At 66.1% G+C, this 26,033-nt stretch carries 28 protein-coding genes and 1 tRNA gene; 19 read left to right on the top strand and 10 right to left on the bottom strand.

The window, feature by feature from the left end; genetic code table 11:
- Positions 1-69 precede the first annotated feature (69 nt).
- Complete coding sequence (locus tag IM784_RS06300; protein WP_199554441.1) at positions 70-1,017, top strand: cation diffusion facilitator family transporter; 948 nt, start codon at positions 70-72, stop codon at positions 1,015-1,017.
- Complete coding sequence (locus IM784_RS06295) at positions 1,017-1,583, top strand: thymidine kinase (protein WP_199554440.1); 567 nt, start codon at positions 1,017-1,019, stop codon at positions 1,581-1,583. Before IM784_RS06300 ends, IM784_RS06295 begins: the two co-directional genes overlap by 1 nt.
- Before the next feature lie 12 nt (positions 1,584-1,595).
- On the opposite strand, the gene IM784_RS06290 is transcribed toward IM784_RS06295, so the two are convergent.
- The 4 genes from IM784_RS06290 to IM784_RS06275 form a co-directional block, all read right to left on the bottom strand.
- A complete protein-coding gene (locus IM784_RS06290; protein WP_199554439.1) occupies positions 1,596-2,423 on the bottom strand; it encodes a cold-shock protein in 828 nt (275 codons plus the stop codon).
- A 391-nt stretch (positions 2,424-2,814) separates the two neighbouring features.
- Positions 2,815-3,189, bottom strand: a complete 375-nt coding sequence (locus tag IM784_RS06285) for a hypothetical protein (RefSeq protein ID WP_199554438.1) — start codon at positions 3,187-3,189, stop codon at positions 2,815-2,817.
- Positions 3,190-3,254: 65 nt separating this feature from the next.
- Complete coding sequence (locus IM784_RS06280; RefSeq protein WP_199554437.1) at positions 3,255-4,337, bottom strand: NADH:flavin oxidoreductase; 1,083 nt, start codon at positions 4,335-4,337, stop codon at positions 3,255-3,257.
- Between the two features lie 30 nt (positions 4,338-4,367).
- Positions 4,368-4,784, bottom strand: a complete 417-nt coding sequence (locus tag IM784_RS06275) for a DUF1244 domain-containing protein (RefSeq protein WP_235976604.1) — start codon at positions 4,782-4,784, stop codon at positions 4,368-4,370.
- A gap of 92 nt (positions 4,785-4,876) precedes the next feature.
- Here IM784_RS06275 and pyk point away from each other — a divergent pair, with 92 nt between their 5' ends.
- Positions 4,877-6,352: a pyruvate kinase gene (gene pyk, locus IM784_RS06270; protein ID WP_328799465.1), complete on the top strand. Its 1,476-nt coding sequence runs from the start codon at positions 4,877-4,879 to the stop codon at positions 6,350-6,352.
- 8 nt (positions 6,353-6,360) lie between these two features.
- On the opposite strand, the gene IM784_RS06265 is transcribed toward pyk, so the two are convergent.
- Complete coding sequence (locus IM784_RS06265) at positions 6,361-6,639, bottom strand: DUF6356 family protein (RefSeq protein ID WP_235976603.1); 279 nt, start codon at positions 6,637-6,639, stop codon at positions 6,361-6,363.
- Between the two features lie 117 nt (positions 6,640-6,756).
- On the opposite strand from IM784_RS06265, the gene IM784_RS06260 reads away from it, so the two are divergent.
- The 3 genes from IM784_RS06260 to IM784_RS06250 all read left to right on the top strand — a co-directional run bounded on the left by IM784_RS06260 (position 6,757) and on the right by IM784_RS06250 (position 10,107).
- Entirely contained in the window at positions 6,757-7,233 is a 477-nt protein-coding gene (locus tag IM784_RS06260; protein WP_199554435.1) for an Lrp/AsnC family transcriptional regulator, read from the top strand.
- Between the two features lie 98 nt (positions 7,234-7,331).
- A complete protein-coding gene (locus IM784_RS06255; protein ID WP_199554434.1) occupies positions 7,332-8,621 on the top strand; it encodes an MFS transporter in 1,290 nt (429 codons plus the stop codon).
- A gap of 31 nt (positions 8,622-8,652) precedes the next feature.
- Complete coding sequence (locus IM784_RS06250; RefSeq protein ID WP_235976602.1) at positions 8,653-10,107, top strand: serine hydrolase domain-containing protein; 1,455 nt, start codon at positions 8,653-8,655, stop codon at positions 10,105-10,107.
- Here the strand turns inward: IM784_RS06250 and IM784_RS06245 are convergent, their stop codons facing one another.
- Positions 10,108-10,620: a hypothetical protein gene (locus tag IM784_RS06245; protein ID WP_199554432.1), complete on the bottom strand. Its 513-nt coding sequence runs from the start codon at positions 10,618-10,620 to the stop codon at positions 10,108-10,110.
- A gap of 75 nt (positions 10,621-10,695) precedes the next feature.
- On the opposite strand from IM784_RS06245, the gene IM784_RS06240 reads away from it, so the two are divergent.
- A tRNA-Arg gene (locus tag IM784_RS06240) sits at positions 10,696-10,772 on the top strand.
- 122 nt (positions 10,773-10,894) lie between these two features.
- Here IM784_RS06240 and IM784_RS06235 read toward each other — a convergent pair.
- A complete protein-coding gene (locus tag IM784_RS06235; RefSeq protein ID WP_199554431.1) occupies positions 10,895-12,082 on the bottom strand; it encodes a hypothetical protein in 1,188 nt (395 codons plus the stop codon).
- A 133-nt stretch (positions 12,083-12,215) separates the two neighbouring features.
- On the opposite strand from IM784_RS06235, the gene IM784_RS06230 reads away from it, so the two are divergent.
- Both IM784_RS06230 and IM784_RS06225 read left to right on the top strand, forming a co-directional pair.
- Positions 12,216-13,142, top strand: coding sequence for a Gfo/Idh/MocA family protein (locus IM784_RS06230; RefSeq protein ID WP_199554430.1), 927 nt, complete (start codon positions 12,216-12,218; stop codon positions 13,140-13,142).
- Between the two features lie 64 nt (positions 13,143-13,206).
- Positions 13,207-13,908 carry a glutathione S-transferase family protein gene (locus tag IM784_RS06225; RefSeq protein ID WP_199554429.1) on the top strand — a complete coding sequence of 234 codons (702 nt, stop codon included), beginning with the start codon at positions 13,207-13,209 and terminating at the stop codon, positions 13,906-13,908.
- A gap of 3 nt (positions 13,909-13,911) precedes the next feature.
- On the opposite strand, the gene IM784_RS06220 is transcribed toward IM784_RS06225, so the two are convergent.
- Both IM784_RS06220 and IM784_RS06215 read right to left on the bottom strand, forming a co-directional pair.
- Entirely contained in the window at positions 13,912-14,634 is a 723-nt protein-coding gene (locus IM784_RS06220; RefSeq protein ID WP_199554428.1) for a glutathione S-transferase N-terminal domain-containing protein, read from the bottom strand.
- Positions 14,634-15,140, bottom strand: coding sequence for a DUF3237 domain-containing protein (locus tag IM784_RS06215; protein WP_199554427.1), 507 nt, complete (start codon positions 15,138-15,140; stop codon positions 14,634-14,636). The genes IM784_RS06220 and IM784_RS06215 overlap by 1 nt, the downstream gene beginning before the upstream one ends.
- Before the next feature lie 124 nt (positions 15,141-15,264).
- Here IM784_RS06215 and IM784_RS06210 point away from each other — a divergent pair, with 124 nt between their 5' ends.
- The 10 genes from IM784_RS06210 to IM784_RS06165 all read left to right on the top strand — a co-directional run bounded on the left by IM784_RS06210 (position 15,265) and on the right by IM784_RS06165 (position 24,399).
- A complete protein-coding gene (locus IM784_RS06210) occupies positions 15,265-17,508 on the top strand; it encodes a TonB-dependent receptor (RefSeq protein ID WP_199554426.1) in 2,244 nt (747 codons plus the stop codon).
- Between the two features lie 4 nt (positions 17,509-17,512).
- Positions 17,513-18,013, top strand: a complete 501-nt coding sequence (locus tag IM784_RS06205; protein WP_199554425.1) for a nuclear transport factor 2 family protein — start codon at positions 17,513-17,515, stop codon at positions 18,011-18,013.
- Complete coding sequence (locus IM784_RS06200; protein ID WP_199554424.1) at positions 18,010-18,720, top strand: glutathione S-transferase N-terminal domain-containing protein; 711 nt, start codon at positions 18,010-18,012, stop codon at positions 18,718-18,720. Before IM784_RS06205 ends, IM784_RS06200 begins: the two co-directional genes overlap by 4 nt.
- Positions 18,721-18,961: 241 nt before the next feature.
- Entirely contained in the window at positions 18,962-20,254 is a 1,293-nt protein-coding gene (locus IM784_RS06195) for a spinster family MFS transporter (RefSeq protein ID WP_199554423.1), read from the top strand.
- Positions 20,251-21,144, top strand: coding sequence for an SDR family NAD(P)-dependent oxidoreductase (locus IM784_RS06190; RefSeq protein WP_199554422.1), 894 nt, complete (start codon positions 20,251-20,253; stop codon positions 21,142-21,144). The genes IM784_RS06195 and IM784_RS06190 overlap by 4 nt, the downstream gene beginning before the upstream one ends.
- The gene (locus tag IM784_RS06185; protein WP_199554421.1) at positions 21,141-21,533 is read left to right on the top strand and encodes a nuclear transport factor 2 family protein; all 393 of its coding nucleotides are present in this window, start codon (positions 21,141-21,143) and stop codon (positions 21,531-21,533) included. The genes IM784_RS06190 and IM784_RS06185 overlap by 4 nt, the downstream gene beginning before the upstream one ends.
- A 10-nt stretch (positions 21,534-21,543) precedes the next feature.
- Positions 21,544-22,188 (top strand): carboxymuconolactone decarboxylase family protein, encoded by a 645-nt coding sequence (locus tag IM784_RS06180; protein WP_199554420.1) that lies wholly within the window; start codon positions 21,544-21,546, stop codon positions 22,186-22,188.
- A complete protein-coding gene (locus IM784_RS06175; protein WP_199554419.1) occupies positions 22,185-23,108 on the top strand; it encodes an SMP-30/gluconolactonase/LRE family protein in 924 nt (307 codons plus the stop codon). Before IM784_RS06180 ends, IM784_RS06175 begins: the two co-directional genes overlap by 4 nt.
- A 47-nt stretch (positions 23,109-23,155) precedes the next feature.
- Positions 23,156-23,776 (top strand): glutathione S-transferase family protein, encoded by a 621-nt coding sequence (locus IM784_RS06170; protein WP_199554418.1) that lies wholly within the window; start codon positions 23,156-23,158, stop codon positions 23,774-23,776.
- Between the two features lie 11 nt (positions 23,777-23,787).
- The gene (locus tag IM784_RS06165; protein WP_207791682.1) at positions 23,788-24,399 is read left to right on the top strand and encodes a VOC family protein; all 612 of its coding nucleotides are present in this window, start codon (positions 23,788-23,790) and stop codon (positions 24,397-24,399) included.
- Between the two features lie 48 nt (positions 24,400-24,447).
- Here IM784_RS06165 and IM784_RS06160 read toward each other — a convergent pair whose 3' ends face one another.
- Positions 24,448-26,013, bottom strand: a complete 1,566-nt coding sequence (locus tag IM784_RS06160; RefSeq protein ID WP_199554417.1) for a long-chain-fatty-acid--CoA ligase — start codon at positions 26,011-26,013, stop codon at positions 24,448-24,450.
- Positions 26,014-26,033: the final 20 nt, after the last annotated feature.

Genomic DNA, 26,033 nt, shown 5'->3' with positions numbered 1-26,033 from the left:
ATTTAGGCACAGAGGCTGCAGGGTCAAGCCGGATTGCGGCGGTGCAGCGCATTTGGCAGGGTGCGGGCCATGGCTCACGCGCATGCACATGTCCACACCCACGGCGGTCATTCGACCGGTTTGCACGATGACCATGGACACCATCATGGCGATGCCAGCGGCTGGCGCTATGCGCTTGCGATCCTCCTGAACCTTGGCGTGGTCGCCGTGCAATTTGTCATGGGGCTGTCGCTTGGGTCGTCGGCGCTGCTGGCGGATGCCGGGCACAATGCCTCGGATGTGCTGGGGCTGGTGCTGGCGGGATGGGCCGCCTGGCTGATGACGCGCGCCGGGTCGCCGCGGCGCACCTATGGCTTTGGCAAGGCGGGCGTGCTGGCGGCGCTGGTGAATTCGCTGTTGCTGGTGTTCGCCTGCGGGGCGCTGGTGTTCGAGGCGGTTGGCCGGCTGATGACCCCGGAGATCGAGGCGCCGCCGGGCGGCATGGTGATGCTGATCGCCGGGATTGCCGTGGTGCTGAACCTGTTTTCCGGCTGGCTGTTGATGGGCGGCCATCCGGACGATGTGAACCGGCGGGCGGCGGTGGTGCATCTGTTTGCCGACGCCGGCGTTTCCGTAGGGGTGATGGTGGCGGGCGCGCTGATCCTGTGGACGGGCGCGCGCTGGATCGACCCGGTTGCCAGCCTGCTGATCGTGGCGGTGATCCTGGTTTCCACCTGGAAGATCCTGGTGCAGTCGCTGGACATGGCGATGGACGCCGCGCCGAGCGGAATCGATGTGGTCGCGGTGAAGCAGTGGCTGTCCGAGAGGTCTGGCGTGGAGGCCGTGCACGACCTGCATATCTGGCCGATCAGCGCCACCGAAACGGCGCTGACCGCGCATCTGGTGGTGCCGGCCGACCGGGCGGACGGCCTGATCGAACAGGTGAGTGGCGGGCTGAAATCCCGGTTCGGCATCGCCCACACCACCATCCAGATCGAACGCAGCGATTGCGACCAGTGCGGTGAACAGACGATCTGATGGCGCAGCTCTATTTCTATTATGGCGCGATGAACGCCGGCAAATCGACGACGCTGTTGCAGGCGAGCTTCAACTATCGCGAGCGCGGGATGAAGACGATGCTGTGGACAGCCGCAGTCGACGACCGGGCGGGCGCGGGGCGCATCGGTTCCCGCATCGGTCTGGAGGCGGAGGCGCATGTGTTCAGCCCGGCGACCGACCTGTTTGAGGCGGTTGCTGCAAATCCGCCGGATTGCGTGCTGGTGGACGAGGCGCAGTTTCTGTCTGCCGGGCAGGTGGATCAGCTGGCCGCCGTCGTGGACCGGCTGCATGTGCCGGTGCTGGCCTATGGCCTGCGCACGGATTTTCAGGGGCGCCTGTTTCCCGGATCCGAGCGATTGCTGGCCGTGGGGGACAAGCTGGTGGAGCTGAAGGCGGTATGTTTCTGCGGCCGAAAGGCGACGATGAATCTGCGGGTGGATTCGTCAGGCCGCGCCGTGCGCGAAGGCGCGCAAACGGAAATCGGCGGCAACGACCGTTATGTGGCCGTGTGCCGCCGACATTTTTCCGAGGCGTTCGCGGGCTGAGCCCGCGAAGACTCAGATCAGTTCCAAGTTCACCGCAGCCTGCTTGCCGCGACGATCCAGTTCCAGCTCGAAGGTGCACCGCTGGTTTTCCGCAAGATCGGAAAGACCGGCGCGCTCCACGGCCGAGATGTGGACGAACGCGTCTGCGCCGCCGTCATCACGGGCGATGAAGCCGAAGCCCTTTTGGCCGTTGAAGAACTTGACCGTGCCTTCATAGCGGGTGCCGTCCGTCACCGGAGGCGGACGGTTGCCGAAGCCACCACCGGCACCGGCCGGGCGCGGACCGCGCTCGAAGCCGCCTTCGCGCGGAGGACGCGGAGCGCGCGCTTCCACGGCGAGCGGTTCGCCGACGATGGTCACTTCGGTCGCGGAAACGCGGCCGTTGCGCTCGGTCAGCGAGAACTCGATTTCCTGATTCTCGGCCACGTCGGTCATGCCGGCGCGCTCGAGAGCGGAAATGTGCAGGAAGACATCTTCACCGCCATCGTCGCGAACGACGAAGCCGAAGCCCTTCTGGGCATTGAAGAATTTCACCTTGCCCTTGGCAGTGCCGATGACCATTCCGGGGTTGTTGTTGCCGCGCGGGCCGCCGAAGCCGCCGCCACCGCCGCCGAAACCACCGCCGCCGCCGCCGAAGCTGCGACCACCGCCGCCACCGCCGCCGAAGCCGCCGCCGCCGAAGCCACCACCGCCGAAGCCGCCGCTGCGACCGCCGCCGAAGCCACCGCGCCCAGAATCGAAGTCGAAGCCGCCGCTGCTGCCACCTTCATCAAACCCACGCGAGCGCTTGTCGTCGCCCCGTCCGCGGCCGCCACCGCGCCGCTTGTCGTCGTAACTCATCTCGAAGAACCGTCTTTCAAATTTGTGAACTGCCCAAACCTTGGCCCCATGCCACTACCCGGACCGCCACCTTCCTGCACCATCTGCCGAACACCGCGCCGGCAAGCCAGTATGGCAAGCCAACAGGGCATTTCAAAACGCCTTCCTCAGCGCCTGACCTGGATCGGGACGGTCACTTCCTGCGGACAAAAAACCAGGCCAACAGGCCGGAAACTTGACATTCAGTGGGCGACGTTCGACTTCGGCACGACAATTCAAAAAGGCGAGCACAGGCCGGACAAGCCGAACTGTACCGCGTTTACCTTAGCTTATTCGTTACCTCCACGCGAGTCGGAATCTCGCTGTGGCGCAAGCGCTTCTTCGCGGCCCGATCGCCGCAGGCAGCATAGGCTCAGAGATCCTGCGCCAGCGCTTCGCCGCGCCGGACCTCCCATCCGGCAAGCGGCTCGCCTGCGCGCCAGCGGGATATCGGGATTCCCCGGCCCTGCACCGCTTCCTCGCGCCAGCGGCGCGCCAGCGCCAGCCGCTCCAGATCGCGGCCCCGGCGGAACACGAAGACGAGCACCGCCACCGACAGCATCGCCGTTCCGGCGAGCAGCTTGTCATAGGGCGTCTCGCCCAGTTGCGCGGCAACCGCAGTCGCCACCAGCAGGGCCGTCAGATCGAGTCCGGCGCGGATTCGCGCCGACTTGAGAGCGGCCGCCTGAACCGCCAGCCGGCAACAGGCGATCGTGGGTTGGGCCGGGTCGGTCGTTTTGCCAATCATCCTTCAAATCTCCGCTGCTGACCCGTCCTTCACGGCCGGGGGCAGCGGAGATTGAGGGGCGGAGGTCAGACCAGCGTGGCGAGTGCGCTTCGCTCGAACGGGCTGAAATCGCTGCGGCCTTCGCGCACCTTCACCGCCCAGTCCGGATCGACGATCAGCGCCCGGCCCACGCCGACCAGATCGAATTCGCCCGCTGCCAGCCGGTCGCCCAGCGAATCGAGCGGTGCCGGTTGCGACGCCTCGCCCGCAAAGCCGGCGATGAACTCGCCCGTCAGCCCCACCGAGCCGACGGTGATGGTGGGCTTGCCGGTCAGTTTCTTCGCCCAGCCTGCGAAATTCAGGTCAGACCCTTCAAACTCCGGCTCCCAGAAGCGGCGCTGCGAGCAGTGGAACATGTCCACCCCTGCATCGGACAAGGGTCCGAGCCAGTCTGCCAGCGCCTGCGGCGTTTCCGCCAGCTTCACGGCATAATCCTGCTGCTTCCACTGCGAGAGACGCAGGATGAAGGGAAAGTCGTCGCCGACTGCCGCGCGGACGGCGGCCACCACTTCGCGGGCGAAACGGCCGCGGTCCTTGCCCCAGATGTCGCTTCGTTGGTTGGTGCCTTCCCACTGGAATTGGTCGAAGAGATAGCCGTGGGCGCCATGCACCTCGACGGCGTCGAAGCCCAGGCGCCTGGCGCTTGCAGCGGCCGAGGCATAGCCGGCAATGGCGGCGTCGATGTCTTCCAGCGACATTTCCCGGCCCCAGGGACGTTCCGGCTTGAACAGGCCAGAGGGGCTTTCAGCGTTGCTGTCATCGCGGTTCTGGCCGTTGATGGCAGAGCCGACATGCCAGATCTGCGGCGCGATTCGGCCGCCCTCGGCATGCACCGCCTCTACCACGCGCGCCCAGCCTTCCAGCGCCGCTTCGCCGTGGAAATGCGGCACGTTCGGATCGTTGGCGGCGCCGGCGCGGTCGATGACCGTGCCCTCGGTGATGATGAGGCCGACGTCGCCCCTGGCGCGGCGCGCGTAATATTCGGCGACATTGGCGCCCGGTACGCCGCCCGGCGAAAAGCTGCGCGTCATGGGCGCCATCACGACCCGATTGGGGAGCGAAAGCTTCGGCGAGATGAAGGGCTGGAACAGGGGATCGATGCTGCTCATACGTCTGTTTTCCTCTTAGCGCGTTTCCTCTTAGCGCGGCCCGGTGATGCTGGGTGGATCGCTCGCGGGGAACGTGTCTTCCAGCTGCCGGTCAAGCTTCAGGCCCCTAGCACGGCGCTGCCGCGCATTCTCGGCAAGGCTTTCTTCCATCCGGGCAATCTGATCTGGCGTCGCTTCCAGCTGGCGCGCCTTGAAGTCGACATAGGGCTCCCCATAGACGTGGTTGCGCGCCTCCTCCCGGGTGAGCGGCCAGGGCGTTTCCACCGAGGCTTCGGCCAGCCAGTCGGCCAGGCAGTTGCGGCAGAAGCCCGCCTGCCCCATCAGATCGACGTTGGCCACGTCCTGCCGCATCCGCAGATGCTCCAGCAGCCGGCGAAAGGCGGCCGCTTCCAGCTGCTCCATGTGCGGGTGCTCCATGTGCGGGTGATCCCGTTCCATCGATTTCATCTTCCATGCTCATCTGGCGGATAGCTGCTTCCTGCCCTAAGGAACGGCCCAGGCAAAATCCAAGCGCCAAAGCGAAGCAGGACCCCGCAACCGTGCCAACCCCCCCGACCCATCGTCCGCCCCGTACCCGGCAGGTGCGCGTGCTTGCAACGCTTGGCCCCGCATCGAACACCGCGGCGCAGATTCGCGCCCTTTACGAGGCCGGTGCCGATGCCTTCCGCGTCAACATGAGCCATGGCGACGATCAATCCAAGATCGACCTGATCGCCACCGTCCGATCGCTGGAATCGGTGCTGGGGCGGCCGATGACGATCCTGGCCGATCTGCAGGGGCCGAAGCTGCGCGTGGGGCTGTTTGCCGATGGCCGGGTGGAGCTGCAGGCCGGGCAGAGGTTCCGGCTGGACTCGGATGCGACGCCTGGGAACGCCAGCCGCGTGCAGCTGCCGCATCCGGAGATCCTTGCCGTCCTGCGCCCCGGCCACCGGCTGCTGCTGGACGATGGCAAGCTGGTGCTGCGCGTGCTGAAGGCCCTGGACGGGGCGGTGGAAACCGAAGTCACGGTGCCGGGTGTGCTCTCCAACAACAAGGGCCTGAACGTGCCCGACGTGGTGGTGCCGCTGCCGGCCCTGACGCCCAAGGACCGGCGCGACCTGTCGCTGGCGCTGGAAGCCGGTGTCGACTGGGTGGCGCTGAGCTTCGTGCAGCGCGCCGACGATGTGGCGGAGGCGAAGAAGCTGATCGGCGGCAAGGCGCTGCTGATGGCGAAGATCGAGAAGCCCGCGGCACTGGACGACATCGATGCCATCATCGAGCAGGCCGACGCCATCATGGTGGCGCGCGGCGACCTGGGGGTGGAACTGCCGCCCGAGCGGGTGCCCGGCGCGCAGAAGCTGCTGGTGACCAAGGCGCGGCTGGCCGGAAAGCCGGTGGTGGTGGCGACGCAGATGCTGGAATCGATGATCGTCAGCCCCAGCCCTACCCGCGCCGAAGTCTCCGACGTGGCGAACGCGATCTACGATGGCGTCGACGCCGTCATGCTGTCGGCCGAGAGCGCCGCCGGGAAATGGCCGGTGGAAGCGGTGGCGATGATGGATGCCATCGCCCGCGAAGTGGAGCGGGACGACGCCTATAGCGAGCAGATGAGCTTCGTGCAGCCGCTGCCCGAGCCGACGACCGCCGACGCCATCTGCGAGGCGGCGCGCTCGATCCAGAAGACGGTGGGGGCGCGGGCGGTGGTCTGCTTCACCACCTCCGGCTCGACGGCGCGGCGGGTCGGGCGGGAGCGCATCCCGGCGAAGCTGCTGGTGATGACATCGAAGCTGTCGACGGCGCGGCGCATGGGGCTGAGCTGGGGGGTGCATGCCGTGCATACCCAGGACATCGGCAGCTTCGAGGAGATGGTCGCCAAATCGAAGCGGATGGCGCTGCGGCACCATATCGCCAGCGCCGGCGACCGGCTGGTGGTGATGGCGGGCGTGCCCTTCGGCGTGCCCGGCTCCACCAATGTGCTGCACGTGGTGCGGCTGGTGGGCGACGAGCTGGAGCGTTACCGGAAGGCCCAGGCTTAGGTTGTTTCCTAGATGTTGGCAGCCAGCCAGAGCATCGCGTCTTCGGATTCGGTTTTCTGCGCGGGGTGCTGCGCCACCCGGTTCACGACCATCCGGTCGTGCAGGCGGCGGATGATGGTGCTGCCGGTCTTTTCGCAGAGGCCGGGCACAAGGGCGTGCACGAAGCAGGCGCCGCTCGCCTGCAGCATCGCCCAGCCGAAGCTGGAGGCGACGCCCATATGCTGCAGATAGCTTTCATCGACAGACGCGGGGTGATCGCGGAAGAGGCGGTTGGCTAGCGACTGCAACGAGCATCCTTTCGGCAGAAATCCTGCTGTAAACTGGCTCGAAAACCGGGGAAGGTCTTTCCAAATTTCGCCCCGATCTTGCCCATACGTAGAATTCTAAGCTATCTTTGACACGATATGGAGAAAATTTCACTCGACGCGGCGGACCGCCGCATCCTGGCCGTGCTGCAACAGGACGCCTCCGTCTCGCTGAACGAGCTTTCCGAGGCGGTCGGGCTGTCCTCCACGCCCTGCTGGAAGCGGATCCGGCGGATGGAGCAGGCGGGTGTGATCCGCGACCGTGTCACGCTGCTCTCCCGCGAGGCGGTGGGCCTGGGCGTCACCGCATTCGTTTCCATCCGCGCCGGTGCCCACGACGAAAACTGGCTGAACCTGTTTCAGGAGGGAGTATCGCGCATCCCGGAAGTCGTGGAACTCTATCGGATGGCTGGGGAGGTCGATTATCTGCTGAAGATCGTGTGTCACGATATCGCCCATTATGACCGCATCTACAAGCGCCTGATCAAGGTGGCGCCGATGGGAGATGTCTCCTCCAGCTTTGCGATGGAGGAAATCAAGGCGACGACGGTGCTGCCGCTGGCGGAACTGCCCTGAGCAGTCTGGCCCACACCGCCGCGCCTCCGGCTGCCGGCGGCCTTTCGCGCTCGGCCTGGTGCTGGGCAGCGTTCGAGGGCTTCCGCAACCCGGCGGTGATGCTGATCACCATCTATGTCTTCATGCCCTATTATGTGCGGGTGGTCGCCGAAACGCCGGTTGCCGGGCAGGCGCTGGTGGCGCTGGCCGGGCAATATGCCGGCTGGGGCGTTGCCCTGACAGCGCCGCTGCTGGGCGTGATCGTGGACCGGCTGGGCCCGCGCAAGCCGGCGCTGGCGCTGACCGTGCTGCTGATGATCCCGATCTATGCGATGATGTGGTTCGTCTATCCGGGCGGGCCGATCGGGACGACGCTGTTCCTCTGCATGCTGGTCGCGAAATCCATCCTCTTTGCCTGGACGGAGGTGTTCCACAACGCCCTGCTGCTGCCGGCGGCCCCGGGCCAGACGGCGCGGGCGTCGGGCATGGGGCTGGCGATGGGGAACGCCATTTCCGTCGCCGTGCTGCTGTTCGTGATGTGGGCCTTTTCGCTGCCCGGCGTGGTGAGCTGGGGCTTTGTGCCGGCGACGCCGCTGTTCGGGCTGGACCAGGCCGCGCATGAGCCCGCGCGGCTGGCGGGGCCGATCGTTTCCATCAGCCTGGCCATCGGCCTTGCGCTGATCCTGTGGGGCGTGCCCGACGTGACGGGCAAGGGCGAGAAGCTCAGCTCTGCCGCGCGCAAGGGCGTGGCCGACCTGAAGGCGATGTTCAGCGAGCTGAAGCGCGAGCGGGAGGCGGCGAAGTTCCTGTTTGCGCGCATGCTCTATGCCGATGGGAAGACGGCGATCCTGCTGTTTTCCGGCGTGCTGGCGGCGGGCACCATGGGCTGGGGCACGCTGGAAATGCTGGCCTATGGCATATTGATGTCGATCGTTGCGGTGGCGGGCGGGTTCCTGGCCGCCTGGCTGGATCCGCGCATCGGGCCGAAGGCGGCGGTGCTGATCGAGATTGCGATTACCTCGATGGTTCTGGTGGCGCTGCTGGGGACGCGGCCGACGAGGATCGCATGGATGCCGGTGGATTCGACGCCGCTGTTCGACGGGCCGATGTTCACCACCCTGCCGGAGCTTGCCTTCATCGGCATCGCCGCGATCAGCGCCATTTCCATTACCGCCGCCTATGCTTCCTCCCGCACGCTGCTTACCTATCTGGTGCCGGCTGAGCGGGCCGGCACCTTCTTCGGCCTCTATGCCCTGTCTGGCACGGCGACGATGTGGCTGGGGCCGATGCTGGTGGCGTGGGGCACCATCGCCACGCAAAGCCAGCAGGGCGGTTTTGCGACCGTGCTGGTCCTGCTGCTGGCTGGATTTGGGATGCTTCTCACAGTGAACGCACCGAAGCGGGCTTGAGGCCGGCGCCTGTCTGGCTAGGATGCCGGTCATGCGTTTTCTTGCTCTTGGCCTTGCCGCCCTTTCGCTTTCCGTCCCCGCCATCGCCCAGTCGGAACTGGACCCAAGCCTGCCCGAGATCCGCAAGGGCTTCGAGGAGTGGAAGGCCGCGAATCATGTGCCCGGACTTGTGTGGGGCGTGGTGAAGGATGGCACGCTGATCCATGTCGAGGGACTGGGCGTGCAGGACATCGTCGCCAACCGCCCGGTGACGGCCGACAGCCGCTTCCGGATCGCCTCCATGTCGAAGGCGTTCACGGCCTATGGCGTGCTGCGCCTGCAGGAGGCGGGGAAACTGCGGCTGGACGATCCGGCTGCGACATATGTGCCGGAAATGGCCGGCTGGGGCGCCGGCATCACTGTCGAGCAGCTGATGCACCACATGGCGGGGTTTGTGACCGACGATCCCTGGGGCGACCGGCAGCAGGTGCTGACCCCGGCAGAGTTCACCGCGAAGCTGAAGGCCGGCGTGCCGTTCCAGAGCGCACCGGGCACGCGCTATGAATATTCCAACTTCGGCTATGCGACGCTGGGGCGGGTGATCACCAATGTGTCGGGCAAACCCTACCAGCGCTTTGTCGGCGAGACGGTGTTTACCCCGCTGGGGATGGGCGCCACCACCTATGACGTGAAGGCGGTGCCGCGCGATCGGCTGGCGCAGGGCTATCGCTGGGAAAACGGCCAGTGGAGCCTGGAGCCGGAGATGCGCGACGGCGAGTTCGGGGCGATGGGCGGCGTCGTCACCACCGCCAACGACTATGCGAAATGGGTGGCGCATCTGCTGTCGGGCTGGCCTGTGGCCGCGAAGGTGGGTGCGGACGGCGCCGTGCTGCGGGCGATGCGCGCCGGCGGCGGGCTGCCGCACGGCCGGGCGCGGCCGGGCAAGGATGCCGCCGATTGCCGGCTGCAGTTCATCTATGCGGGCGGGCTGGTCAGCGGCACCGATTGCCTGCTGGGGCCGGTGATGTTCTATTCCGGCGGCTATCCCGGATATGGCTCGCACATGCTGCTGCTGCCCGAGGCGGGGGTCGGCATCTTCGCCTTTTCCAACCGCACCTATGCCGCGCCGCTGCCGCCGGTGTGGGATGCTGCCGGCGTGCTGAGCCGGGCGGGGGTGATACAGGCGCGGCCTGTGCCGCTGACGCCGATGCTGGCCGAAGGCTATGCGACGGCGCGGCAGGTCTGGGCCGAGGGGCGGATCGACGTGCAGCCGGAGCGGCTGGCGATGAACATGCTGCTGGATCGTTCGGCCCGGAATTGGGCGGCGGAACTTACCAGGCTGAAGGCGGCGAGCGGCGCCTGCGATACCGCGGTGCCGGTGGTGCCGGACGGGGCGATGTCGGGCCGGTTCAGCTGGACCTGCGAGAAAGGCCGGATCAGCGGCCAGATCCTGCTGGCGCCGACGAACAGCACCCGGATCCAGGCGCTGCGGCTGTCGGCGCAATGATCATCCCAGCTGGCGGTTGGCGGCGTTCACCTGCTGCTGCGAACGTCTGATGGCGGAAGCGGTGGCGGCGGCGAGACTTTCGACCGCCTGCCGGTCCGCATCCGAGCCGGGCAGGCTGTCCACCATGCGCAGCAGCGGCGTCAGGCGCACCTCTATATCGCCCAGCGGGCTGCGGGCGAGATCGTAGCGGGACAGCGCCATCTGCGCGTTGGACCAGGCTTCCGAGCCGGACTTGCTGCCGCGCGCGGCCTGCAGTGCCCTGGTCAGCTGCGCTCCTTCGCTTGCCATCGCCTTTTCCACGTCTGCCAGCGCCTTCGATTCGCGGGCGACATCGGCCGACAGGCCGGCGCGCTCGGAATCGGAGAGGCCGGGCTGCTGTTCGGCGTCGGGGGCGTCGATCACGCGCGGTATTTCGCCGGGCCGAGGCGCAAGCGAGGGAAAGCTGCCCGATGGCCCCTTGCAGGCGGTTGCCAGCAGGAGGCCGAGGAGGGTGACGGAAAGGAGGGCTCGCATGCCGATCTCCCTAGCGGCGGGCATAGGCGGCTTGCAATCCGCAGAACTGTCCTTTAAGGGCCGCCCTCCTGCAGCGCGCCCGTAGCTCAGCTGGATAGAGCATCAGACTACGAATCTGAGGGTCGGACGTTCGAATCGTTCCGGGCGCGCCAACTTCCCCGTTTTCCAACAATGACCAGCTTCTGGCGCCCGGAGCCATTGATTGTTCATCGGCCAGGAGCCGCCATGTCGATTCGCGCGCGCGAAAGACGGTCTGGGCCTTCGCCAGCCTGTTTCAGCCCGTGCCGGGCGGTGCTTGCGGGAAAGGCTGGCTATAGGTGGCGACGAGATCGAGCGGCGGCAGTTCGGACAGCGCCGAGCGGAGCAGCGCATCCAGCGGCACCTCCAGCAGCACCAGCAGCAGCAGCGGCCCGGCCGCCGCGACAAACATGGAGATCACTGCCCAGCTGCGGATCGGCAGGATGCTCATTTCCTGCACGACGCTGTGCATCATCGTGAAATCCGCCATCGCCGACGGGTTCGGGCTGGCCAGCCGGTCGCCTGCATCGCCGGGATTGTCGATCCAGTCGCGGCGGAACTGCGCCGCCATACCGTCGCCGATCAGGCTGTATTCGAAGACGCCGTTGCGCTTGGTGCGCAGCAGGAGCGGGCAGGTGAGGATCAGCGGCGCCAGCAGCAGCGCGGGATAGAGGAGGATGAAGCCGAGCAGCGGAAAGAGGTGATCGCCCAGATGCTCCCCCAGATAGGCAATCCGATTGGCGGCGCTGCCGGCAAGCATCAGGCTGCCGATCGCCAGCGCAATCGAAAGCCGCTGCTGCACGAAACCCAGATAGCCAAGGTCGGCGGCGCCATCCGGGTGGGCCGGGTTGAGGTTCAGCTTCAGGAACGACAGGCTGCCCAGGAACAGAGTCCACATCAGCAGCCGCCAGATCCAGATCAGGACCATCAGCCGAAACAGCGGCAGCACCACATGCACATACCATTGCCCCGCCAGATTCAGCTCTCCGGCGGCGCTGTATCCCCAGCCGTGCAGGCCGGCGAGGACGCCGGGAATCTGCTGGTTGGTGAAACCGGAGGCAAAGGCCATCGCCACGAACAGCAGTTCGGCGATCCTGCTGGCCCGAAGCTGCCTGACGAGATGCACCCAGCGTTCATAGGTTGTGGTATCGGCGCCGGTGACGATGTTGGATTTCGGCGCGTGATCCAGCGCCTCGTCTATCAGCCCCTGCAGATGCGGCGAGAAGGCGACGACCAGCGGCAGCGCGACAAGCACCCGCGCCAGCATGGCGTAATCGCGGGTGAACGGCACGGCGACATCGGCGGACTTGTCCGCCAGCAAGGCAATGGGCACAAAGCAGAAGAAGGCAAACAGCAGGCCCATCCCGGTCGCCTGCATCCGGGTGAGGCCAAAGCCGAACAGGCGGGCAATCGGGCTGTCCGCCGGCTTCACCTCTGGCTTCATCCACCCACCTCCCGTGCCTGCCCTTGGGCGATGCTAGGCGGTTAAGGCGCCGGCGTTAAGCGGGGATTCGACAAGCGCTTCCAGTGCTTGCCGGAACGATGTAGCGCGGCGGGCAATCGCCTGGGAGGACTGGATGAAACGCATTCGCATCGCCGTGGTCGGACTGGGGAAGATCGCGCGCGACCAGCATCTGCCGGCGATTGCCGATAATCCGGCGTTCGAGCTGGTGGCAACGGTTAGCCCGCATGGGGATGGCGTGGGCGGCGTTCCGCATTTCCCCGCGCTGGAGGAGTTGCTTGCGGATGGCCCGGCCGTGGACGCGGTGGCGCTGTGCACGCCGCCGCAGGTCCGCCACGATCTCGCCGCGCTGGCTTTGGAGCGGGGCGTGCATGTGTTTCTGGAAAAGCCGCCAGGCGCCACTCTGGCGGAGGTGGCGGCGCTGGCGGGCCTGGCGGAACGCAGCGGGGCAACGCTGTTTGCAAGCTGGCATTCGCGCTTTGCGCCGGGGGTTTCGGCTGCGCGCGGCTGGCTGGCAGATCGACAGCTGCAGCGGGGTTCGATCCGCTGGCGGGAGGATGTGCGCAAATGGCATCCGGGGCAGGCGTGGATCTGGGAGGCCGGCGGGCTGGGCGTGTTCGACCCCGGCATCAACGCGCTTTCCATCCTCACCGAAATCCTGCCGCAGCCGCTGTTCCTGTGCGAGGCGCTGCTGGAAATTCCCGCCAACAAGGCGGCGCCCATCGCCGCTCAGCTCAGGTTCCGCGACACGGCGGGCGCCCCGGTGCAGATGGATCTGGACTGGCGGCAGACCGGGCCGCAGAGCTGGGACATCGAGATCGAGACCGACGCCGGGGTATTGAAACTGTCGGACGGCGGGGCGCGGCTGGCGTATCCGGGCGGGGCGGCAAGCGGCGAGAACCGGGAATATGCCGGGCTCTATGCGCATTTTGCCGCGCTGGTGGAGCGCGGCGAAAGCGACGTGGATGTGCGGCCGCTGACGCTGGTGGCCGACGCCTTCCTGCGCGGCACGCGGCGGACGGTGGAGGCCTTCGAGGACTGAGAGGTTGTGCGGCTGCCGGCATTGCATAGGATGCTAAGGAAACCGGTGGAGGACAGCAGCGACCATGATCACCCTGTACGGCGGGCCGACACCCAATGCGCGCAAGGTCGCCATCGCCCTCCTCGAAATGGGGCTGGAATGGCGGCTGGAATATATCGACATCCTGGCCGGCGATCAGCTGACGCCGGAATTCCTGGCGCTGAACCCCAACAACAAGACGCCGGTGATCGTCGACGAGGACGGCCCCGATGGCCGCTTCGTGCTGTGGGAGACGGGCGCGATCCTGCTCTATCTGGCGGAAAAGACCGGGCGCTTTGTCCCCTCCGATCCGGCGAAGCGGGCGATCTGCTGGCAATGGCTGATGCTGCAGGTTTCCGGCATTGGCCCGATGTTCGGGCAGGAAGCGCATTTCACCCACTACGCCAGGGACCGGCACCCCTATGCGATCGAGCGCTATTCGCGGGAGGTGGACCGGCTGATGATGGTGCTGAACCAACGGCTGGGCGAAGCGGAATGGCTGGCGGGCGACGCATACAGCATCGCCGACATGGCGACGCTGCCCTTCCTGCGCCGGCAGTTGATCGAAAAGGCCGGGCGCTATCCCAATGTGGATCGGTGGGGCGCGGCGATGCTGGCGCGGCCGGCCGTGGCCGAGGGGATGCAGACCGGCACGGCACGGGCGGAAACCATCGAGGGCGGGCTGACGGGATTCACCGACGAACACCGCTCCATCCTGTGGGGCGAGCGGCAGCACGCCCGGCGCTGACGCCTATCTGCGCACCGCCGCCTGGTTCGCATCGCCAAACATGTTCGACCATTGCTGCGCGTCGAGCTGCTGGTTGCGGCCGAGATATTTTGCGGGTGCGGCGAGATCCGGGCACGACATGGCGCGGGCGACGGCCGGGCGGGTGCGGATGCGCTCGAACCAGCGGCGGGTGGCGGGCCAGGCGTCCAGCGACATGCCCATCACGAAGGCCGAAGCGCGACCCGGCCAGATCGCCATGTCGGCGATGGAATAGCTTTCGCCACCCACGAACGGGCTTTGCGCCAGCCGGTTTTCCAGCACCGTCAGCAGCCGGTTCAGCTCCTTCGTATAGCGTTGCTTCGCATAGTCCTGCCCAGCCGGCGCATAGCGCAGGAAGTGGCTCGCCTGCCCCCCCATCGGCCCCAGCCCGGCGACCTGCCAGGTGAGCCAGGACAGGGTGACGGCCCGCTCTGCCCCGGCGGGCGCCAGGAAGCGGCCGCATTTTTCCGCGAGATACTGGAGGATGGCGCCGGATTCGAACACCGTCACAGGCTCCCCGCCCCATGCCGGCGCCGTGTCGACGATCGCCGGCAGCTTGTGGTTCGGGTTGATGCGGCCGAACTCTGCCGTCAGCTGGTCGCCGTCGAAGATATCGTAGGGGATCACCCGATAGGGCAGCTCCACCTCTTCCAGCAGGATGGCGATCTTCTGTCCGTTGGGCGTTGCGCAATAATGCAGGTCGATCATCAGAGGATCTCGTGAATGACGTGGCGCACGCCGAAGTCCGTACGCTCGCCAACCCCGACGGCCAGGATTCCGTTGAGCCAGCCGTATGTCTCGCTCGATGTCTCGAACACCGGGGCGATGCGCAGATAGTAGCGCGACGGATCGACCGGCGGCGCGGCGGGATCGGCGAACAAGGCGCGCACGGCATCCGGCACTACGCTGCGCCCGGTGTAGGACAGCTGGATCAGCGCCCCGTCGTGCGTGCGCCAGACGGAGCGCGCATCGAAGGTGCCCACCGCCGCATCAGCGGACAGGCGCCCGCCATGCGACCAGTTCCCGCCGCCGGGCAGCACGTCGCCCTGCAGCCGGGGACCAAAGAAACGCCCGCCGGTGATGAAGCCCAGCCGGCGGTCGCCAAATGGCGTGGCGCCGATTCCGATCAGGCCGCCGCTCACCTCGAACTCCACCGTGCACAGCTGTGTCGACTGCAACACGCTCCTGCGCTTTTCCGCAGCATCCTCTCTCATCAGGCCATTCCTCCCCGAAATCCTCTGGACAAGCTTAAAGCCATTAGTAAACTAAGGGTCAACCAGATTGACGGATGAGGACATCGGATCCCGTACCGTCGACGCATTTTCAAGGGAGGTTCCAATGAAGTCCTGCAACTGGATTCTGCTTTCCGGCGTGGCCGCCGCTGCCATGCTGGCAAGCGTGCCCGCCGCTGCCGCGGATGGCGATCAGGCAGAAGCCGCCGCCGCAGATGTGCCTGCAGCCAGCTCCACCGACATCATCGTCACCGCCACCAAGCGCGCCCAGAATGTGCAGGACGTGCCGATCTCGATGGTGGTCGTTTCGGGCGAGCAGCTGTCGAAGTTCAACATCTCCGACGCGCGGGCGATGATGAACTACACGCCGAACGTCTTCGTGCAGACGACCGCCGGCAACAATGTCATCTACATCCGCGGCTTCGGCTCGCCGCCGGCCAACTTCGCTTTCGATCAGTCGGTCTCGCTCTATGTCGACGGCATCTACGCCGGCCGTTCGCGGCAGGCCGAAGCGCCGTTCTTCGATCTGCAGCGCGTGGAAGTGCTGCGCGGCCCGCAGGGCGCGCTGTTCGGCAAGAACACCGCCGCCGGCGCCGTCAGCGTGGTGTCCGCCGGCCCGACCGCCGATTTCGAGGGCAAGATCAGCGGCCTCTACAGCTTCGACATGAAGGGCCCCGATATTTCAGGCTATGTGTCGGGCCCCATCAGCAGCACGCTGGGCTTCCGGGTCGCCTATAATATCGTCCGCCAGGATGGGTATATCTATAACCGCGCCACCGATCAGGACGATCCGAAGCTGGAACAGGAAACTGTTCGCGGCACGCTGAAGTGGGAGCCTTCGGACCAGTTCGATTATACCGCGAAGGTGCAATATTCGAACCGGCGCTACTCGGGCGGCATCACCGTCTCCAGCTCGCTTACCGGCCCGCAAGACCCGCACCACGACCGTTATCTGGAAAAATCGGCGCTGGGCGACGAGGGCATCTGGAACAAGTCCTGGATGCTGTCGGGCACCGGCAACGTCCAGTTCGGCGACTATACGCTCACGCTGATCACCGGCTACAGCAAGTTCGACGCCAATATCGTCAATGGCTTCGACCAGACGATCCCCGGCGGCAATGGCGCTGTCACCAACAACAGCGTCTACAACAGCTTTCCGGAAAAGTTCGACCAGATCTCGCAGGAAGTCCGCCTGCTGTCGCCCACCGGCCGCCGCTTCGAGTATATCGTCGGCGCCTATTGGGACTATTCGAACTACCAGCTGCAGCAGCTGCAGGGCTTCAACATCCTGAACCTGTTCGGCAGCCCCTATTTCGGCCGCATCGACAGCGTCTTCAATCAAAAGGCCGAATCCTATTCGGCGTTCGGCCAGGGCACCTTCAACATCACCGACGACCTGCGGATCATCGGCAGCCTTCGCTATACCCATGCCAGCAAGCGCGGCAATTTCGCCTCGCGCCTTGTCTATGGGCCGTTCGCGATCCGGCCGATCTCCAGCGCCCGCGGCTCGATCGACGAAAGCAACGTCGATCCCTCTGTCACGCTGCAATATGATTTCACCGACCAGATCATGGGCTATCTGACCTGGGGCAAGGGATCGAAGTCGGGCGGCTTCGTTTCCAACACGCTGGGAACGACAGATGCGACCTTCACCTTCGAACCGGAACGCTCGACCAACTATGAGGCCGGGATCCGCTCGACGCTGTTCGACAGCAAGGTCGTCGCCAACGTCTCGGTCTACAAGACCACGTTCGAGGACCTGCAGGTGTCGGTCTATCAGCCGGCGACCTCCAGCTACCTGACCGGTAACGCCGCCAGCGCCACCTCGAAGGGGATCGAAGGCTCGCTCGCCATCTATCCGGTGCCGAACTTCGACATCAACGCGTCGGCTTCCTATCAGGACGTGAAGTACGACGATTATCCCGGCGCTGCCTGCCTTGCCTCGCAGCCGGCCACCTGCACCCCCGCGACCAACAACCTCGCCGGCTATCCCGTTGCCTATGCCTCGAAGTTCACGGGCAATGTCACCGCCCATGGCCGCATCGATGTGGGCGACAATTTCAAGTTCGACATCACCGGCGTCGTCGCCGGCCGTTCGAAGTTCTTCAACTCCGACGACCAGAGCCCGACCTATGGCGTGCAGAAGGGCTATGCCAAGGTCGACCTGCGCGTGCAGTTCGGCGATCAGGACGATCGCTGGTATCTGGCCTTTGTCGGCAAGAACCTGACCAACGAATATACGACGGGAAGCGCCTTCAGGCTGCCCACTCCGATCACCGCCGTGCCGCGGGCGATCCTCTATCTGGAGCCGACGCGGAACCTCGCGGTCGAAGCCGGCTTCAAGTTCTGAACGCATGAACGCCGCCGCTTACCTTGATGGGCAAGCGGCGGCGGATGCCGTGCTCGCCTATGCCGAAGCGCTGGATGCCCGCGACTGGGGCGCCTTCCGGGCGCTGTTCACGCCGGGGATCCGCCTCGACTATGGCTCCATCGGCTCCGTGGTCGGGGCAATTTCCGCCGATGAGTGGACCAGCCGCTGCCGGGCGCTGGAAGGGTTCGCCAGCACCGCGCACCGGCTGCACAACATACGCGCAACCGTTGACGGCGATCGGGCCACCGTGACCAGCATTGTTGACGCAGCGCATTTCGTCGAAGTCTCGGGCGAGATGTGCATGGGCGACCTGATCGGGCGCTATACCCACCATCTGCTGCGCGAGAACGGCTGGAAGATCGCCGGTGTCGACCTTGCCGTTACAGCTTATCCGGCGGGCAAGGCCGCCTTCGACGCCGTATTCGCCGCAGCGCGAGCCAAGCATGCAGCGCGCGCCAGCCATTCGGAAAGACAGGCCCGATGATCGACGTCTATTTCACCCCCACGCCGAACGGCCACAAGGTCTCGATGATGCTGGAGGAAATCGGCCTGCCGCACCAGCTGCTGAAGATGGACATGCTGGCAGGCGATCATCTGACCCCCGCGTTCCGGCGAATCAACCCGAACGGGCGGCTGCCGGCAATCGTCGACCATGAACCGATTGGCGGCGGCGCGCCGCTGCCCGTGTTCGAGAGCGGCGCCATCCTCCTCTACCTTGCGGAGAAGAGCGGGCAGCTGCTGCCCACTGATCCGCGCCGCCGTTCCCAGGCGCAGCAATGGCTGATGTGGCAGATGGCGAGCTTCGGGCCGATGCAGGGGCAGGCGCATCACTTCATCCGCTATGCGCCCGAGGGGCAGCCCTATCCGGTGGAGCGCTACCGCAACGAGACGATCCGGCTGCTGCATGTGCTGAACGGGCGGCTGCGCGAGGCGGAGTATCTGGCCGAGGAATACAGCATCGCCGACATCGCCTGCTGGCCATGGACGCGGGCGATCCGCGCCATCGGCCTGACGCTGGACGAGTTCCCCGACGTGGCGCGCTGGTTCGCGGCCATCGGCGAGCGCCCCGCCGTGCAGCGCGGCACCGACGTGAAGAACGCCGCCAACCTTTCCAGCGCCCGGCCGGTGCTGACCGAGGAGCAATGGTCCAACCTGTTCGGCAAGAACATGCTGGGCGCGCCCGCAAGCTAGACGGTATCGGCGTGGCCCCACTGATGCTCGATACGGCCATCCGGCGCGGGCCAGCAGCAGCGCGCTGGCGCGGCCGATTCCGGCGGCGGAGCCCGTGACAATCGCCTTCTTCCCGCGGATATCCATCCTCTCCCTCCTCCTTTTGTCTGGCTTTTGCAGGCCAACCGTAAACCACATTGACAGATAAACTTAAATACCTAAGCATTTTTTGGAGGAGGCGGAAAACCGCCTGGGGAGAAAGATGACCGAGACGACCGTCACGCTGCAGGCAGGTGCCGCCGATCGCTCGCACGAGCTGCGCCGGACGGTGGCGCTGGCGATGCTGTTCGTGGTCGGCGCCATCAATTTCGTCGACCGGCAACTGCTGAGCGTGCTGGTGGAACCGATCCGCGCCGAGATGGATTTCAGCGACACCCAGTTCGGCCTGCTGACGGGGATGGCCTTTGCGCTCTTCTATGCAGCGATGGGCGTGCCTGTCGCCATGCTGGCCGACCGCTGGAACCGGGTGAAGCTCATCGCCATCTGCTGCGTGGTGTGGAGCGGCTTCACCGCCGCCTGCGGGCTGGTTTCCAACTTCTGGCAGCTGGCGCTGATGCGCTTTGGCGTAGGCGCCGGCGAATCCGGCGGCACCGCGCCCTCGCTTTCGGTGCTGGCGGATTATTATCCGGCAGCGCGTCGGCCGCTCATTATCGCCATCTTCACGCTGAACGGGCCGTTCGGGGTGTTCGTGGGCGCCGCCTTCGGCGGCTGGGCGGCGCATACGATCGGCTGGCGCAACGCCTTCCTGCTGATCGGCGCCGTCGGCATCGTGGTTGCCCCCTTGCTCTACTGGCTGGTGCGCGAACCCGCGCGCGGGGCAATGGACGGACACAAGCCGGCCGACGCCGCCCTTCCCTTCCGCCAGAGCCTGGCGATGTTCATCAGCCGCCCGTCGCTGCGCTTCGTGATGATCGGCAGCGGGCTTTCGGCCTTTGTCAGCTATGGCATGCTGAACTGGATTCCCGCCTATCTGATGCGCACGCAGGGGATGCCGATTTCGGCGATGGCCAGCTGGTTTGCGCCGGCCGCCGGAATCACCTTTGGCATCGGCATGCTGGGCGGCGGCTGGCTGGTGAGCCATCTGGCCGCGAAATCGCCGCGCGCCTATGGCCTGATCCCGGCCATCGCCAGCCTGATCATCGTGCCGTCGCTGATCGCAGCGGTGATGGTGGACAGCTGGCAGCTGTCGCTGGCGCTGATGATGATCCCGATGGCCGCCTGCACCGCCTATGTCGCCCCCGCGCTGGCGCTGGTGCAGAACCTCACCCCGCCCCGCTCGCGGGCGACCGCTTCCGCCGTGCTGATGCTGATGTTCAACATCGTCGGGCTGGGGCTGGGGCCGCTGTTCGTCGGCTTCGTCAGCGACAATCTGAAGGATGCCCATGGCGACGACAGCCTGCGCTGGGCGATGATGGCGCTGGTGCCGTTCGCCCTTGCCGCCGCCGGGGCACAGCTGGCGATGACCCGCTATCTGGAAAAGGACCTGGCCGCATGACCGAGGTTGCCGGCAAGACCGCCTTCATTACCGGAGGCGCCAGCGGGCTGGGGCTGGCAACCGCGCGGGCGCTGGCGGCCAGGGGCGCCTCGATCGTGCTGGCGGACATCAATTCGGATGGCGTGGCGGCCGCCGCCTCCGACCTGGCGTCGACCGGCGCACGGGTGCTGCCGATCACGCTGGATGTCACCAGCGAAGCCGGCTGGGCCGAGGCCGGCGAAGCCGCGCGGCGCTTCGGGCCGGTCAGCATCCTTTTCAGCAATGCCGGCGTCGGTGGCGGTTCCGGCCCGTTCGAGCAGTATGACACCGAGGTCTGGCGCTGGAATTATGCCGTCAACGCCCACGCGCATCTCTATGCCTGCCGCACCTTCCTGGGGGAGATGAAGGCGAGCGGAGAGCCGGGGCATCTGGTCATCACCTCTTCGATGGTGGCGATCGTGCCGCCGCCGATCTCGGTCGCCTATATCAGCTCCAAATATGCGACGCTGGGCATCGCCATGGCGCTGCGGAACGAGCTGGCGCCGACGAAGGTGCATATCTCGGTGCTGATGCCCGGCATGTCGGCGACGCGGATCGTCGAGACCACGCGCGAGCTGCGCCCGGTGGAAGTCGAGGTCGGCAAGGCCGCCGCCACCTCGCAGGCGATGCAGGGCGTTCTGGCGGGCGGCATGTCGCCGGCGCGCATCGGCGAGCGGGTGGTGCAGGCCATCGAGGCCGACGACTATTGGATCTTCACCCACCCCGAGTGGAAGGAAATGGCCGAGGCGGTGACCGCCGACATGCTGGCGGCCTTCGGGCCTTCGGCGGATCCGGATTACCGGGGCGACGATATCGCCGGGCTGATCGCGGCAAACGGCGGCCGCATGTTCGGAACCAAGGGAGAGCGATGATGGCGGAACAGGACGATATCCGGGCAATGGCGCAGCGTTTCTTCGACGCCATCGAGCAGGGCGACATCGCCACCATGCAGGGCAGCTTCACGCCCGACGCGGAGATCTGGCACAACACCGACGAACTGATCGTGACGCCCGAGCAGACCGCAAAGACGCTGACCGGCATGGTCGCCCGCATCACCGACCGCGAATATGCCGATCGCCGGCTGAACACCTTCCCCGGCGGCTTCGTGCAGCAGCATGTGCTGAAGGGAAAGCGCACCCATGACGGCGGGGCAGTGCGCCTGCCCTGCGCCATCGTCTGCAAGGTGGTGGACGGAAAGATCAGCCGGCTGGACGAATATTTCGATTCCGCCCACGTCGCCGAATTCCGCAAGTTCGCCTGAGGAGGCCGCCATGCCCGTGTTGCGCCAGGTTCCACGTGCCGAAGTCACCAACGAAACGGTGCTGGCCTATTACAACCGCCTCTTTGGCGACCGCGATCCGGTGGCCGAGCCGGGCACCGCCACCGGCACGCCGGGCGACTGGTGGACGGTCTATGCACTGGCACCCGACATCTTCAAGCATGCCATCGACGGCTTCGCCGTCTACCGCCATCCCGACCGCAAGATCGATCCGGTGCTGCGCGAGCTGGGCCAGACGCGGGCCGGCTGGGTGAAAGAGAGCCAGTTTGTCTATTCGCAGCATTGCAAGTCGCTGCGGGGGCTGGGCGTCAGCGAAGAGAAGATCGCCGGCATCGCCAGTTGGCAGGTGGCCGATTGCTACAACGAGCAGGAGCGCGCCGTGCTCGCCTATGCCGATTGCCTGAGCCAGGCCGGGGGGCGCGTGCCGGACGAGGTGTTTGCCAGGCTGAAGAGCTTCTGGAGCGACGAGCAGATCTTCGAGTTCACCTACATCACCTGCCTGTACGACATGCACGCCGTGATCACCCGGGCGCTGCGGATGGAATATGACAACCGCGAGGACCCGATCGTCGAGATCGCTGCGCCCGAAGGCTTCAGCGCCGCCGACTTCCTCAGTGCACCGCGCCCGAAAGAATGAGCGCCTATGGCACCCCCGAAGTCGTCGCGACCGGCCTTCGCTTTCCCGAAGGCCCGGTGGCGATGGCCGATGGATCGGTGCTGCTGGTGGAAATCGCGCGCGGAACGCTGACGCGGGTTTCACCCGACGGGGCATTGTCGGTGGTGGCGGAGCTGGGTGGCGGGCCAAACGGGCTTGCCATCGGCCCGGATGGCGCCGCCTATGTCTGCAACAACGGCGGCTTCCAGTGGCACGAGGCTGGCGGCCTGCTGTTTCCGGGCCATGCCGCGCAGGACGGACCTGACGGCAGCATCCAGCGTGTCGATCTGGAAACAGGCGCGGTCACCACGCTCTATGACAGCTTCGAGGGCGAGCGGCTGAAGGGGCCGAACGACCTGGTGTTCGATGCGCAGGGCGGCTTCTGGTTCAGCGACCACGGGCAGGTGCGCGACAGCGGGCGCGACCATGGCGCGCTCTACCATGCGAAGGCCAATGGGTCGGGCATCTCGCGGCAGCGGGCGCAGATGATGGGGCCCAACGGCGTAGGCCTCTCTGCCGATGGAAATACCCTGTTTGTCAGCGAGACGATGACGGCGCGGCTGTGGGCGATGGACGTGGTTTCGCCGGGCATGCTGGCGCCGCCCGGGCCCTGGGCCCCCGGGCGGTTCGTCGGCACGCCACCGGCGTTTCGGTTGCTCGACAGCCTGGCGGTGGAGCAATCCGGCCGGGTCTGCGTGGCGACGATGGTGGAGGGTGGGATCAGCGTCTTCTCGCCCGATGGCGCCTGTGAATTCGTGCCGCTGCCCGACATCGGCATCACCAACATCTGTTTCGGCGGCGCCGATGGACAGGACGCCTATATAACCGCGTCGACCACCGGCACGCTCTATCGCATGCGCTGGCCGAGGCCGGGGGTCCGGCTCCATCAACCGTCAACTTGATTGATGGTTTGGGCGCAAAGGGCGTATATGGACGCGAGAGGACGGGTATGAAGTTCTACAATTCGGTCGGGCCGAATCCGCGGGTCGTGAAGATATTCATGGCCGAGCGGGGGGTGGCCATCCCGGAAGTGACGATCGACCTGCGCGGAGGGGAAAACCGCCGGGCGCCCTATAATGTCTCGGTCAATCCCACCGGCCAGACCCCGGCGCTGGAGCTGGACGACGGCTCGGTGCTGACCGAAGTGACCGCCATCTGCGAGTATCTGGACGAGGTTTCGCCTGGCCCCTCGCTGATCGGCGCGACGCCGCAGGAACGGGCCGAGACGCGGATGTGGACGCGCCGCATCGACCTCAGGATCTGCGAGCCGATGGTGAACGGCTTTCGCTTTGCCGAAGGCCTGCCACTGTTCGAACCGCGGATGCGGGTGCTGCCCGAAGCGGCGGCCGGGCTGAAGGCCATTGCGCAGGACGGCATGAACTGGCTGGATCCGCTGATCGCGGGGCGTGAATTCGTGGCCGGCGGAAAGCTGACGCTGGCAGACATCCTGCTGTTCGCGTTCATCGATTTCGGCATGGGGGTCGGCCAGCCGTTCGATCCGGCATGCAGCAATCTCAAAAGCTGGTATGAGCGGATGAAAGCCCGCCCGAGCACCAGCCCGACTGCCTGAGGAGGAAGATCATGGCCGAGAAAAACACCCAGTTCGAGTTCTGCGGCGTCAACCATCTGGCGCTCGTCTGCAAGGATATGGCGAAGACGGTGGAGTTCTACCGCGATGTGCTGGGCATGCCGCTGGTGAAGACGCTGGACCTGCCGGGCGGGCGCGGGCAGCATTTCTTCTTCGATATCGGCAATGGCGACAGCCTGGCCTTTTTCTGGTTCGACAGCGCCCCGGCTGCCGCCCCCGGCATTGCAGCGCCGGAAGCTTTGCCGACCAAGGGCAATTTCATGTCTGCCCATGGTTCGATGAACCATATCGCCTTCAACGTGCCGGCCGAGCGATTCGACGAGTATTATGATCGCCTTGTCAGCAAGGGCGTGGAAGTGACGCAGATCCTGAACCACGACAATTCGCCGACACAATCGGCCGCAGAACTAAACGACGATGTCTATGTGCGCTCGGTCTATTTCTTCGATCCGGACGGCGTCTGCCTGGAATTCGCCGCCTGGACCAAGCCCTTCACCGACGCGGACGTGGCGCATGATCCGATGCAGGCCGATGGCGTGAAGCGCGAAGGCCTCGTCGTGCGCCATGCGCTGGCCGCAGCGGACGCAGCGCTGGTCGGCGCCTGACCCGGATCCGGGCGGTCGGCCGGCCGCCCGGCCTTGCCCCCCGCCCGGTCAGCCGACCGCGCGGCTGTGCCCTTCCCAATAGGGCTGGCGCAGCTCGCGCCGCAGCACCTTGCCGGAGGGGTTGCGTGGCAGGATTTCGATGAAGTCCACGCTCTTGGGGATCTTGTAGCCGGCGATCCGCTCGCGCGCCCAGGCAATGATCTCCGCAGGTGCCGGGCTGTGGCCGGGAGCCGCCACGATCAGCGCCTTCACTGCCTCGCCCCATTTCGCGTCCGGCACGCCGATCACCGCAACGTCGGCGACCCCAGGGCAGCCCATGATCGCGCTTTCGACCTCGGCCGGATACACATTCTCGCCGCCCGACACGATCATGTCCTTGATGCGGTCGTGCACGAAATAGAAGCCGTCGGCGTCACGGAAACCCACGTCGCCGGTGCGCAGCCAGCCGCTGCCGATGGTCTCGGCGGTGGCGCTCTCGCGGTTCCAGTATTTCTTCATCACGATGTCGCCGCGAATGACGATCTCGCCGATGGCACCATCTGCCAGTGCATTTCCGTCGCCGTCGAGGATCGCCATTTCCGTGCCGGGCCAGGGCTTGCCGCACGAGGTGAGCTTGCCCGGCAGATCATGTGCCGTGGGAGAAAGATAGGAGCCGCCGCCGGTCGATTCCGTCATCCCGTAGAACTGCACGAAACGGCAGCCGAAGGTGGAACGGGCGCCGCGCAGCACGGCCTCGGCGATGGGCGAGGCGCCATAGGCGATGGAGCTGAGCGCGGAATAGTCGCCGCGTTCGGCATCCGGGTGCTGCAGCATCATCTGGATCATCGCCGGCGCCAGGAAGGCATGCGCCACCTGCTCCTCGGTCAGCAGCCGGATGGCGTCTGCGGCGGTGAAATCCTTCACCAGCACGATGCGGCTGCCCTGCGCCAGCCCCGCGAAACTGACGTTGGTGCCGGCGACATGGAACAGCGGCATGACGATCATCACCGTCTCGCCCTCTTCATAGGCGAAGCCGTCCACTTCGGTCGCCAGCTGCATGAAGCGGCTGTAGTTGCGGTTTTCCAGCACCACGCCCTTTGGAAGCCCGGTGGTGCCGCTGGTGTAGAGCTGCAGCACATCATCGTCTTGCCGGGGCGGATCCGCCAGCGGCGTTGCCGGCGCATCGCCCAGCCATCGGGCCAGCGGCTGGAAGGCGGGATGTTCGCCATAGAGCGCGACCAGATGCGGCTTCGCCTGCATCCCGGCGACGGCGGCGAGCGCGGTTTCGAAGAAATCCTCGCCGACAAACAGCAGCTTCGGCGCCGCATCGCCCAGGATGAAGGCGATTTCCCGCGCCGTCAGCCGGCAGTTGATGGGGGCAAGACAAGCCCGCGCCCGCGCCGTGCCGAAGAACAGCGGATACCAGAGATCATGGTTCTTGCTCAGCACCGACACCCGGTCGCCGGGCTTCACGCCGAAGGCTGCCAGCCGGTTGCCGATGCGGTTGGAGGTGGCGTCCAGCTCGGCGAAGCTCGTCTCCCGCTCGCCATACTTCACCGCAATATCCTGCCCGTGCCGCGCGGCGTGCGCAGCCGGAATATCTGCCAGCGTCCGGATAGCCTCCAGATCGATCATCCAAACCTCTCCCTAAATGC

The organism is Sandaracinobacteroides hominis, assembly GCF_016464365.1.
Lineage (GTDB): Bacteria > Pseudomonadota > Alphaproteobacteria > Sphingomonadales > Sphingomonadaceae > Sandaracinobacteroides > Sandaracinobacteroides hominis.
Note: the sequence above shows the minus strand (reverse complement) of the source record. Positions and strands in the feature narration are given on the sequence as shown.

Bases quoted from the DNA above. Each gene is read 5' to 3' on its own strand.
- IM784_RS06300 (WP_199554441.1), top strand. From the start codon at position 70: ATGGCTCACGCGCATGCACATGTCCACACCCACGGCGGTCATTCGACC.
- IM784_RS06295 (WP_199554440.1), top strand. From the start codon at position 1,017: ATGGCGCAGCTCTATTTCTATTATGGCGCGATGAACGCCGGCAAATCG.
- IM784_RS06290 (WP_199554439.1), bottom strand. From the start codon at position 2,423: ATGAGTTACGACGACAAGCGGCGCGGTGGCGGCCGCGGACGGGGCGAC.
- IM784_RS06285 (WP_199554438.1), bottom strand. From the start codon at position 3,189: ATGATTGGCAAAACGACCGACCCGGCCCAACCCACGATCGCCTGTTGC.
- IM784_RS06280 (WP_199554437.1), bottom strand. From the start codon at position 4,337: ATGAGCAGCATCGATCCCCTGTTCCAGCCCTTCATCTCGCCGAAGCTT.
- IM784_RS06275 (WP_235976604.1), bottom strand. From the start codon at position 4,784: ATGAAATCGATGGAACGGGATCACCCGCACATGGAGCACCCGCACATG.
- IM784_RS06260 (WP_199554435.1), top strand. From the start codon at position 6,757: ATGGAGAAAATTTCACTCGACGCGGCGGACCGCCGCATCCTGGCCGTG.
- IM784_RS06255 (WP_199554434.1), top strand. From the start codon at position 7,332: ATGCTGATCACCATCTATGTCTTCATGCCCTATTATGTGCGGGTGGTC.
- IM784_RS06250 (WP_235976602.1), top strand. From the start codon at position 8,653: ATGCGTTTTCTTGCTCTTGGCCTTGCCGCCCTTTCGCTTTCCGTCCCC.
- IM784_RS06245 (WP_199554432.1), bottom strand. From the start codon at position 10,620: ATGCGAGCCCTCCTTTCCGTCACCCTCCTCGGCCTCCTGCTGGCAACC.
- IM784_RS06235 (WP_199554431.1), bottom strand. From the start codon at position 12,082: ATGAAGCCAGAGGTGAAGCCGGCGGACAGCCCGATTGCCCGCCTGTTC.
- IM784_RS06230 (WP_199554430.1), top strand. From the start codon at position 12,216: ATGAAACGCATTCGCATCGCCGTGGTCGGACTGGGGAAGATCGCGCGC.
- IM784_RS06225 (WP_199554429.1), top strand. From the start codon at position 13,207: ATGATCACCCTGTACGGCGGGCCGACACCCAATGCGCGCAAGGTCGCC.
- IM784_RS06220 (WP_199554428.1), bottom strand. From the start codon at position 14,634: ATGATCGACCTGCATTATTGCGCAACGCCCAACGGACAGAAGATCGCC.
- IM784_RS06215 (WP_199554427.1), bottom strand. From the start codon at position 15,140: ATGAGAGAGGATGCTGCGGAAAAGCGCAGGAGCGTGTTGCAGTCGACA.
- IM784_RS06210 (WP_199554426.1), top strand. From the start codon at position 15,265: ATGAAGTCCTGCAACTGGATTCTGCTTTCCGGCGTGGCCGCCGCTGCC.
- IM784_RS06205 (WP_199554425.1), top strand. From the start codon at position 17,513: ATGAACGCCGCCGCTTACCTTGATGGGCAAGCGGCGGCGGATGCCGTG.
- IM784_RS06200 (WP_199554424.1), top strand. From the start codon at position 18,010: ATGATCGACGTCTATTTCACCCCCACGCCGAACGGCCACAAGGTCTCG.
- IM784_RS06195 (WP_199554423.1), top strand. From the start codon at position 18,962: ATGACCGAGACGACCGTCACGCTGCAGGCAGGTGCCGCCGATCGCTCG.
- IM784_RS06190 (WP_199554422.1), top strand. From the start codon at position 20,251: ATGACCGAGGTTGCCGGCAAGACCGCCTTCATTACCGGAGGCGCCAGC.
- IM784_RS06185 (WP_199554421.1), top strand. From the start codon at position 21,141: ATGATGGCGGAACAGGACGATATCCGGGCAATGGCGCAGCGTTTCTTC.
- IM784_RS06180 (WP_199554420.1), top strand. From the start codon at position 21,544: ATGCCCGTGTTGCGCCAGGTTCCACGTGCCGAAGTCACCAACGAAACG.
- IM784_RS06175 (WP_199554419.1), top strand. From the start codon at position 22,185: ATGAGCGCCTATGGCACCCCCGAAGTCGTCGCGACCGGCCTTCGCTTT.
- IM784_RS06170 (WP_199554418.1), top strand. From the start codon at position 23,156: ATGAAGTTCTACAATTCGGTCGGGCCGAATCCGCGGGTCGTGAAGATA.
- IM784_RS06165 (WP_207791682.1), top strand. From the start codon at position 23,788: ATGGCCGAGAAAAACACCCAGTTCGAGTTCTGCGGCGTCAACCATCTG.
- IM784_RS06160 (WP_199554417.1), bottom strand. From the start codon at position 26,013: ATGATCGATCTGGAGGCTATCCGGACGCTGGCAGATATTCCGGCTGCG.